This window comes from Nonomuraea monospora, assembly GCF_039531895.1.
GTDB classification, from domain to species: domain Bacteria; phylum Actinomycetota; class Actinomycetes; order Streptosporangiales; family Streptosporangiaceae; genus Nonomuraea; species Nonomuraea monospora.
The window spans coordinates 498797-507041 of the sequence record NZ_BAAAQX010000004.1 but is presented as its reverse complement, the minus strand read 5'-3'; the positions used below and the strand labels follow the sequence as shown (position 1 = coordinate 507041).

Genomic DNA, 8245 nt, shown 5'->3' with positions numbered 1-8245 from the left:
CGGCAGGGCTGAACGTTCTGCGGCGATGCGACCGCTCCCTCGACGACATCGAAGCCGTCATGCTCGCCGAGGTCGGCGGTCCGGACCGGGTGGCACTCGCGGAGACGCTCACGCTGTGCGCCCGGGCACTCCACCCGGACGCGCACGCCCTGAGCCCGGCCCAAGCCCCGGACCTCCAAGGCCCCGGACCGTCCTGTCCGTCCCGGTTACCCTGAGCGGCTTTCAGCGGTCTTCAGCTTCTCGTTCGCCGGCGGTTGTGCGCACTGATCACGGCTCCTCGCGCAGGCGCCTGGCCATCATGTCGCTGACCGGGACGGTGGTGGGCAGTTGGGGCTCGTCGAAGTAGCGGGCCTTGTACCGGCGCAGCAGTGACTCCCCGTGCTCGGGCCAGGAGAAGTGCTTCTTCTTGAGGAGTTTGCCGAAGACGACGCCGGCGTTGTCCGGGTCGGGGTCGGTCAGGAGTTTGATGGCGGCGGGGGAGATGTCGTCGCCGCGGAGGTAGGAGGTCAGGGTTTCGCGGTAGCGGCGCCGGTTGATCAGGCTGGGGTCGGCGAAGAGTTCCTGCAGGAGACCGAACTCGAGGTAGAAGCTGATGCCGGTTTCCGGGTCGAAATGGATGGCCACCGTTTCGGCGTCCAGCATGTCACCGGGAAGGGTGTAAGCGGGCAACGGGGAGGTGTTGCCGGGCTGGGCCCGATCCGTGCAGGCCCGCATGAAGGCGTCGTATCGCGAGGCCACGTCCGCTCCCGGGACGACGATGTATTCGGCGCCGTACAGGTCGATGAAGACCTCTCGCTGTTCGGTGAGCAAGCGGCGTGCGGTGGCGAGCTTGTCCGGGTTGCGGAAGACCAGCTTGGGGTTGCGCAGGCCGAGCTCCGCCGCCTGAGTGAGAAGTCGGTCGCGGGCGTCGGCGGGGAAGAGGCTGATGTTCGCGCTGACCAGCCAGTCCTCGCCGAGCGGCACCAGCCGGCAGATGAGGAACATGCCCTCTTTGACGGGACGGAAGGCGGACTCGCCCATGTTGGACCGGACGCGGTAGGTGAGCTCGTCGATGAGGTTGAACAGGATCACGGCGTCCTGGTCCTTGCCCCGGACCTCGAAGATGCCTTCGACCACGTCCCTCCAGCCGAGGATCATCTCCCGCTCCTGCGGGCTCAGGCGGGGATGGGCGCGCAGGAAGCGGTCGATGACCGTGTCGCCGGAGGCCAGCCGCCGCTGCAGGACGAAGTGGTCGATGATCATGCTCGCGGCTGCCTCGCCGTCGGCGAGACCTTCTGGGTCGCTCTGCTCGAAGGCCTCGTTGAGCTCGCGGGCGAGCCGGGGTGACAGGGCGAAGTCGATCAGCTGACCCTTGAGGGCCGCGGCCTGCTCCATGACGTCCATGACGGCGCCGTTTCTTCTCCGGGCTTGTTCGGTTACCGGCCCACGGACATTCGATTGCTTCCCCGTCCGGTAGATCGGGGAACATGCGGGCCGAGCGTCGAGACTACCTCGATGATCACAAGGAAGTCCGCGACTTCAGGTCAGCCATCAGCTCACCGAGTACGAGCTCCTCCTCGACCCGCACACCCCGTCGCGCCATCACCACGGACAGCTCCGGATCCCAGGGGGTCGGCCCGTTCATGGACCGCGAAGGCGATGGCGATCCCGCCCCAGCCGAAGTCCCCGTGGTAGGCGAACGTCGCACCACCGGCCGCGACTACCACCGGGTTCTCGCAGATCCTGACCAGGTTCGAGCGCAGTGGTGCTTCGTGGCGGAGAAGCTGGCGCAGGGTCAGCACGCATGGCTCGCCCGCCGCCCTGGCCGCGCTGAGCATGCGTCCGGTAGGGGAGTGGTCGTCACCAGCCAGCCCCAGGCAGAGCACGAGGGAGGACAGGTCGTCGAGGTGCACGCCGACCGCGGCCCAGGCCGAGCGGCGGGCGTCCGCGCCGCCTTCGCCCGCGTACGGCAGGCCGGACAGAGCGCGCGCCGCGGACAGGGCGAGGGTCGCCAGCGGGCGTCCTTCGTCCAGCGCGTGGGCGTCCGCGCAGGTCTCGGCGGCGAGCCGGACGTGGCCGCGAGCCTTCTGACCAGGCCGGTGGACTCCAGCCACGATCGCCACCCGGACAGTTCGGGCCGCTGGGAGATGAGGGCGTCGAGCTTGGCGAAGGCCCGTCTCCAGTCCGCTGCCTGTGCGGCCTTCTCCCCCGTCAGGTCCCGGATCGGGCCACGCAGCCGGATGACGGCCTCGCGCAGCCCGTCCGCGGCGATGCCGCCCACTCACCAGATGCGATCCACCTCGTCCAAGGAGACCGACAGGGAGGACCCGGCCCCCGCGCGGCGGCCGAGCAGCACCTCGGCCGCGCGGCGCTGTGCGGGGGTCGCCGTCGCGAGCGTCACCGTTCCTGTCAGCGGTTTGCCCTGTTCCAGGCGGCGGCGTGCCCGGTCGACCAGCCAGGCGGTCGCGTGGCCGCCCAGCAGCCGCCCCAGCCGCTCGCTCGCACCGCTTTCTGCCGTGGAGCCGTTCGGGAAAGAGCGCACGGCCACATCACGCAGAAGGCGTGGAGACGGTACGAACCGCCACCAGACGTACGTCACCGAGCGGTCGCCGCCGCGACGACCGCTCGGTGAGCGCGCGAATGGCCTGAGGCTGGGCAGAGACGGTTCCGCTCTGCGCGAAGCCGACAGAACTCGAACGCGCCATCGACCTATGGTGAGGTATGGCCTCATCCCTGTCGTCGCGTCCAGCGATCAACCGGACCGCCCCCGAGCCGTCCCCGGCTCGCGAGCCGCTGTGGCGGCAGGTGCTCGGTGAGTGCTTGAGAGGGCTTCGCCATGAGCGGGGCGAGAAGCTGAGCGAGACGGCAAGCCGCGCCGGAGTCTCGCCGCAATATCTCTCCGAGATCGAACGAGGCGTCAAGGAGCCGTCGAGCGAGATGATCGCCGCGGTCGCCGGGGCGCTGGATGTGACCCTGGTCGATCTGACCCTCGCCGTCGCCGAGAGTTTGCGGCCTGCTCAGCAGGGCGCGTCGAGAGGCGCCACCTGCTCGGCGGCGTACGCTCTGGCCGCGTAGCGCGGCTTGCCGGGGTCGTCCACGGGCTATGAACGCTCCTCGATGATCTGATCGATGAGCCCGTACTCCATGGCCGCGGTAGCGGTGAACACGCGATCGTGATCGGTGTCGGCGCGCAGGGTCTCGACCGTCTGGCCGGTGTGCCGTGAAAGGATGCGCTCGATGTCCGCCCGGACACGTACGACCTCGTCGGCCTGCAGGATGAGATCGGGGATCGCTCCGCGCCCCTGGGCCGCCGGCTGGTGCAGGATGATCCGTGCGTGCGGGAGAGCGGCACGCTTGCCTTCGGCGCCCGCGGCGAGAAGCACGGCGCCCACCGCGACGGCCTGTCCCACACAGGTCGTCGAGACCCGCGGGCGGATGTGGCGCATGGTGTCGTAGATCGCGAGCATCGCGCTCGGGTCTCCGCCTTCGCAGTTGATGTAGAACTGGATCTCCGCGTCGGGGTTGTCCGATTCCAGAAAGATCAGCTGCGCGATGAGAGCGTTGGCGACGCCCGCGTCGATCGCGGTGCCCAGGTAGACGATCCGCTCGGTGAGCAGGTGCGAGTAGACATCCATGATCCGCTCGCCGCGAGGGTTCGAGGCGATGACGTTCGGGATCGTGTATGAGGTCACTGGCCGACTCCTTGGGTGACGCCGAATCCGAGCCGTGCGCGGTTCTGTGGCGCGATCTCGTCGAAGTTCTGCACGATGGCGTCGATGAAGCCGTAGTCCAGCGCTTCCTGTGCCGTGTACCAGCGGTCGTGCAGAGAATCCTCGAATATGCGCTCGACAGGCTGGCCTGTGTCCTCGGCGATCAGGCCGAGCACCGTGTCGCGCGTATGCCGAAGGTCGCCGGCCTGCAGTTCGATGTCGACCGCGGTGCCACCGATCCCCGCCGAGCCTTGGTGCATCAGGACTCGCGAGTGCGGCAGAGCGCGGCGCTTCCCACGGGCCCCCGACGACAGCAGGAACTGCCCGGCGCTGTAGGCGATGCCCAGGACGAGGGTCGACACGTCACAGGGGATGAGGCGCATGATGTCGCGGATCGCCAGCATCGACGGGACCGAGCCGCCTGGGGAGTGAATCCACAGGGCGATGTCGGACGACGCGTCCTGCGTGGCGAGTGCCATCAGCTGGGTGGCCAGCAGCGTCCCGTTGTCGTCGTCGAGAGGGCCGTCGAGGACGAGAACACGCTGCTCGTAGAGCTCGCGTCTCATGCGTGGGTTGAACAGCGGAAGGTTCGATTCTTCGCTCATGCGTCCATCTTGTGAGGCGATCCGGACCGGCGTCGACACGATCTGCCTGGGGCAGATCTGCTGTGAGCAGCGAGAGCTTCTGAGCAGGGACAGCGCGATCACCGGAAAGCGCCTACCAGCTCGAACTTGACCTCCTGCCCGGCCCAGAACCCCGCAACCCGGTTCGCTCGCCGCCAGCGGGAGGTGAGCTCATGGATGGGGGAGCTCGACTGCGAGGGCGCGTGTCTGATCGACCATGACGAACGGCGGCTGCTGCTGTTCTGTCACTGCGGCGCCGATCAGAGCTACCGGCTCGCGGCCTTGGCGACGCTCGCCCGTACCTGGCCCGGCTGGCGGGTGGAGTGGGCCTATGACGGCTTTCAGCAGATCAAGGCGGCGGCCGGCCACGCCGCCGACCTCGCCGGGACAGGCCCTCGTGATCCACAGGCGGGTAAATCATGGTGCGACGTGCTGGTCACCGTGATTCACCGGGGTCAGACGCGGGCCCACCTCGTCGACTCGGCCGAGGCGGTCATCCGCAGCGGGGCGAGGAGCCTGGACGACCACCGCTCCGCCTGGCCGGCGATCACCTCCTGCCCCGGCAAGGTCGTCGCCGGCGTCCACCTCGACCTTGATGAGCAGAGCGCCGGCGTCTGGACCACCTCCACGTTGCGCGGCGCCCTGCGGAGCATGGGCCAGGGGTGGCCTGGCTGGCACTGGTCGGACTGGCAGGACCGGTCAGCCGAGCAGGCCCGCCGGGTCGCCGGGGCCCTCACCGTGCCGGAGCCGGACCTCGCGGAGGGCCTGCGTGGCCTCGCAGCGGAGTTCGACAAGCATCAGGATGTGGACTCCGCCACCGAGGCGGCCTCCCTCCTGCTCGCCTTCACCGACCTCCTGCTCGCCGGCGCCAGGGCGTCGGGCCATGAAGCCCACGTCCACAAGGACAACGCCTTCACGCACCGCCCCATGGATCTGACCGGCGAGGAGAAGGCGTTGGTCCACACCGCGATCGCCGGCCTCATGACGTCGCCCCGCTGAACGAAGCCCGCCAAGGTGCAGGAAACCGGCGATGCGGCCAGGCCGAGTTCATGGACGTCATCGAGCCGCGCCGCGTCTGCAGGCGGGCCGGGTGTGCGATGAGGGATCCGCTGGCGGGGCGAACTGTCCTGATCGACACGAGTAAATCGCCGAGTGTATAGTTCGCGCCCGATTGCAAGATCCGTTCTGCTTCCAGGCCGTCTCCGCAAGGAGCGCGTCGAGCTGCGCTCGTCTCGCCGGTCGCTGCTCGCCGATCGGTTCTCGCAGCCACAGTCGCGTACGGCGACGAAGAGACCGACGGCCTGGTCCCTTCCGCCGCAGCGTAGCGATGTCTGCGGTGGAGACTCCAAGCTTGAAAGGCAAGAAGTGAGAGCACGCCCCATCTCTGCTCGGACCGTGCTGGCGGTGCTGACGGCACTGCCGGTCGCGGGTGCGATCCTGTTATCCCCCGGCCATGCCGCCGCCGCTGCGGCGGATCCGCCATGGCCGACCTCGCCGCCCGCCATGATCTGCGGTAATGAGGACGTCTTGACCGGGCCGTCCACCCCGCCCGCGGGGGCCATCACGGTTCCGGCCGGGGACAACGAGAAATTCAGCTTCGGCCAGTCCGGTGCGACGTACTGGTTCGAGCCCGGAGTGCACACGTTCGGCAACGACAGATACGGCCACGTCAACGTGGTGGAGAACACCACTTTCATCGGCGGGCCTGGCGCGATCCTGGACGGTCGCAGGCTCAACAAGTACGCGTTCGTCGGCGACGTCCCGAACGTGACCATCAAGTACCTGACCATCAAGAACTTCGGCTCGGACGACCCTCTCGAGAACCGCAACTTCGATCAGGGAGTCGTCAACCACGACACCGCCCCGAACTGGACGATCTCGTACAACACCATCTCCAACAACGACGGCGCCGGCATCTACATCGGCAGCAACAACGTCGTGTCGTACAACTGCCTGAAGGACAACGGGCAGACCGGTTTCGGCGGTTACCGCCCGCAGGTGGAGAGCGACTCGTCCCAGAAGAACCTCGTCCTCGACCACAACGAGATCGTCGGCAACAACACCGACGACTGGGAGAGCCGGGTCCCGGGGTGCGGTTGCACCGGCGGCGGCAAGTTCTGGGACGTCAACGGCGCACGGGTCACCAACAACTACGTGCACGACAACAAGGGTCCCGGCCTGTGGGCGGACACCAACAACATCGACTTCCTCTTCGAGGGCAACTTCATCGACCACAACGACGGTGAAGGCCTCTGGTACGAGATCAGCTACAACGCCACGATGCGCAACAACACCATCACCCGCAACGCGTGGGTGAGCGGCCGGCGCAACCAGGGCTCGCCCGGCCCGGCCATCTACCTGTCGGAGTCCGGGGGCGACTCTCGCCTGGCCAGCACGGTGAGCGGCGCCGCCGCCATCCGGGTCTACGACAACCTGATCAAGGACAACTTCTCCGGCGTGTCGATATTCGAGAACGCCGACCGCTTCTGCAACTCCAACGGCAACACCAGCTCGGGTTACTGCACGCCGCTGGTCAAGCCGACGCGCATTCCGCAGCCGTACGACAAGACCCACGCCAACCCGATCAACAGCAGCCACCCCTGCTACACCGACATCAAGAACGAGCCGTACCTGACCGACTGCCGCTGGCACGCGAAGAACATCGACGTTCGGAACAACGAGTTCCGCTTCGACAAGACCGTCGTACCGTGCGCCGGCCCGTTCTGCGGCGCGCAGGCGCTGATCGCCGCCGGCGTCGACGACATTCCGTGGTCGCCCTACACCGCCGCGGGCGTGCTGAACGACGTCATGTATAGAAACAACAACAAGTTCCACGACAACGAGTACCACGGCGACTGGCGGTTCGCGAAGGGGTACGGCGACGCGGTCTCCTTCAACTCGTGGCGGGGCGCGCCGTTCAACCAGGACGCCGGCAGCACCTTCGACGGTGACGCGGGCGGAGCGCCGATCGGGTACAGCGACCTGGACGAGGACACCTCCCGGCTGTGGACGTCGCTGGGCAAGTGGCAGGACTGGTACTCGGAGAAGGCCACGCTGTCCACCGACGCGGCCCATGGCGGGAAGTACGGTCTCCGGGTCGAGGTGACCAGTGGGTCCGGGTGGGGAGTGGGGACCAGCAACCACCCGGGCTTCCGGACGACCCCGGGCCCCAAGAAGATCGGCCTGTGGGGCAAGCTCGGATCGGGCACGAATCTCCAGCCGTTCATGAGGGTCAAGTGGCTGAATCGCGCCGAGGAGATCCTGCAGACCGATGACGTCAGGCTTCCCGTGCTCACTGACACCTGGCAGGAGGCGTCCGAGCTCGTCGACGCGCCGGCCGGGACCGCCACGGCCTTGATCACGCTGCACGGCACCGGAAGCACGGGCGACTCGCTGTACCTGGACGACTTCACGGTCGGCCCGCCGTCCGACACTCCGCCCCCGGACGGACCCAACCTCGTGGACGCCGACACCGCCGGGGAGGGGCCGACGGTGGGGAACTGGAAGTCCTGGTACTCCGCCGACGTGGCCGTGTCCACCCAGGAGGCCCATTCCGGCGCCGGCAGCCTGTGCGTCACGATTTCCAGTGGTTCGGGCTGGGGGATCTCCCTGTCCAACTGGCCGGGCTTCACCGCCGAGGCCGGTGGCAAGCGCATCAGCTACTGGGGGCGGCAGGGAGCCGGCGCCGTCACGGGGGTGACCCTCCGGTTGAAGTGGTTCGACGCCGGGCAAGCGCTGTTGAGGACCGATCTGGTGCCTCTGAACGGGTTGACCGCCAGTTGGCAGCAGGCGACCGGCAACGTCACGGCTCCCGACGGGACAGCGACTGTGCAGCTTGAGTTCTACGGAAGCTCGGGCACGGCGAACGACAGCGTGTTCCTCGACGACTTGCGGATCACCAACACCGCGTGATCAGTGGTTGGCGCTGAGAGC

Annotated in this window: 7 protein-coding genes and 2 pseudogenes; 4 read left to right on the top strand and 5 right to left on the bottom strand. The window is 67.9% G+C overall.

The window, feature by feature from the left end; all coding sequences use genetic code 11:
• Positions 1-215, top strand: a pseudogene (locus ABD331_RS11265) (hypothetical protein); the annotation flags it as partial.
• A gap of 52 nt (positions 216-267) precedes the next feature.
• Here the strand turns inward: ABD331_RS11265 and ABD331_RS11260 are convergent.
• From ABD331_RS11260 to ABD331_RS11250, 3 genes and pseudogenes are all read right to left on the bottom strand, one after another.
• Entirely contained in the window at positions 268-1383 is a 1116-nt protein-coding gene (locus tag ABD331_RS11260; protein WP_344473385.1) for a DUF7986 domain-containing protein, read from the bottom strand.
• 115 nt (positions 1384-1498) lie between these two features.
• On the bottom strand, positions 1499-1624 hold the full coding sequence (locus ABD331_RS11255; RefSeq protein ID WP_344473383.1) for a DUF2399 domain-containing protein: 126 nt from the start codon (positions 1622-1624) through the stop codon (positions 1499-1501).
• A gap of 280 nt (positions 1625-1904) precedes the next feature.
• Positions 1905-2335, bottom strand: a pseudogene (locus tag ABD331_RS11250) (TIGR02679 domain-containing protein); the annotation flags it as partial.
• Between the two features lie 365 nt (positions 2336-2700).
• On the opposite strand from ABD331_RS11250, the gene ABD331_RS11245 reads away from it, so the two are divergent.
• Positions 2701-3054 (top strand): helix-turn-helix domain-containing protein, encoded by a 354-nt coding sequence (locus ABD331_RS11245; RefSeq protein WP_344473381.1) that lies wholly within the window; start codon positions 2701-2703, stop codon positions 3052-3054.
• Positions 3055-3080: 26 nt separating this feature from the next.
• Here the strand turns inward: ABD331_RS11245 and ABD331_RS11240 are convergent, their stop codons facing one another.
• Entirely contained in the window at positions 3081-3671 is a 591-nt protein-coding gene (locus ABD331_RS11240; protein ID WP_344473378.1) for a ClpP family protease, read from the bottom strand.
• Complete coding sequence (locus tag ABD331_RS11235) at positions 3668-4294, bottom strand: ClpP family protease (RefSeq protein ID WP_344473376.1); 627 nt, start codon at positions 4292-4294, stop codon at positions 3668-3670. The genes ABD331_RS11240 and ABD331_RS11235 overlap by 4 nt, the downstream gene beginning before the upstream one ends.
• Before the next feature lie 195 nt (positions 4295-4489).
• Between ABD331_RS11235 and ABD331_RS11230 the strand changes: the two genes are divergently transcribed.
• Both ABD331_RS11230 and ABD331_RS11225 read left to right on the top strand, forming a co-directional pair.
• Positions 4490-5311 carry a hypothetical protein gene (locus ABD331_RS11230; protein WP_344473374.1) on the top strand — a complete coding sequence of 274 codons (822 nt, stop codon included), beginning with the start codon at positions 4490-4492 and terminating at the stop codon, positions 5309-5311.
• A 528-nt stretch (positions 5312-5839) separates the two neighbouring features.
• A complete protein-coding gene (locus ABD331_RS11225; RefSeq protein ID WP_344473372.1) occupies positions 5840-8224 on the top strand; it encodes a right-handed parallel beta-helix repeat-containing protein in 2385 nt (794 codons plus the stop codon).
• Positions 8225-8245: the final 21 nt, after the last annotated feature.

What these genes read in the sequence shown, in the direction of transcription:
- ABD331_RS11260 (WP_344473385.1), bottom strand. Translation starts at nt 1,383, where the DNA reads ATGGACGTCATGGAGCAGGCCGCGGCCCTCAAGGGTCAGCTGATCGAC.
- ABD331_RS11230 (WP_344473374.1), top strand. Translation starts at nt 4,490, where the DNA reads ATGGGGGAGCTCGACTGCGAGGGCGCGTGTCTGATCGACCATGACGAA.
- ABD331_RS11235 (WP_344473376.1), bottom strand. Translation starts at nt 4,294, where the DNA reads ATGAGCGAAGAATCGAACCTTCCGCTGTTCAACCCACGCATGAGACGC.
- ABD331_RS11245 (WP_344473381.1), top strand. Translation starts at nt 2,701, where the DNA reads ATGGCCTCATCCCTGTCGTCGCGTCCAGCGATCAACCGGACCGCCCCC.
- ABD331_RS11255 (WP_344473383.1), bottom strand. Translation starts at nt 1,624, where the DNA reads ATGAACGGGCCGACCCCCTGGGATCCGGAGCTGTCCGTGGTGATGGCG.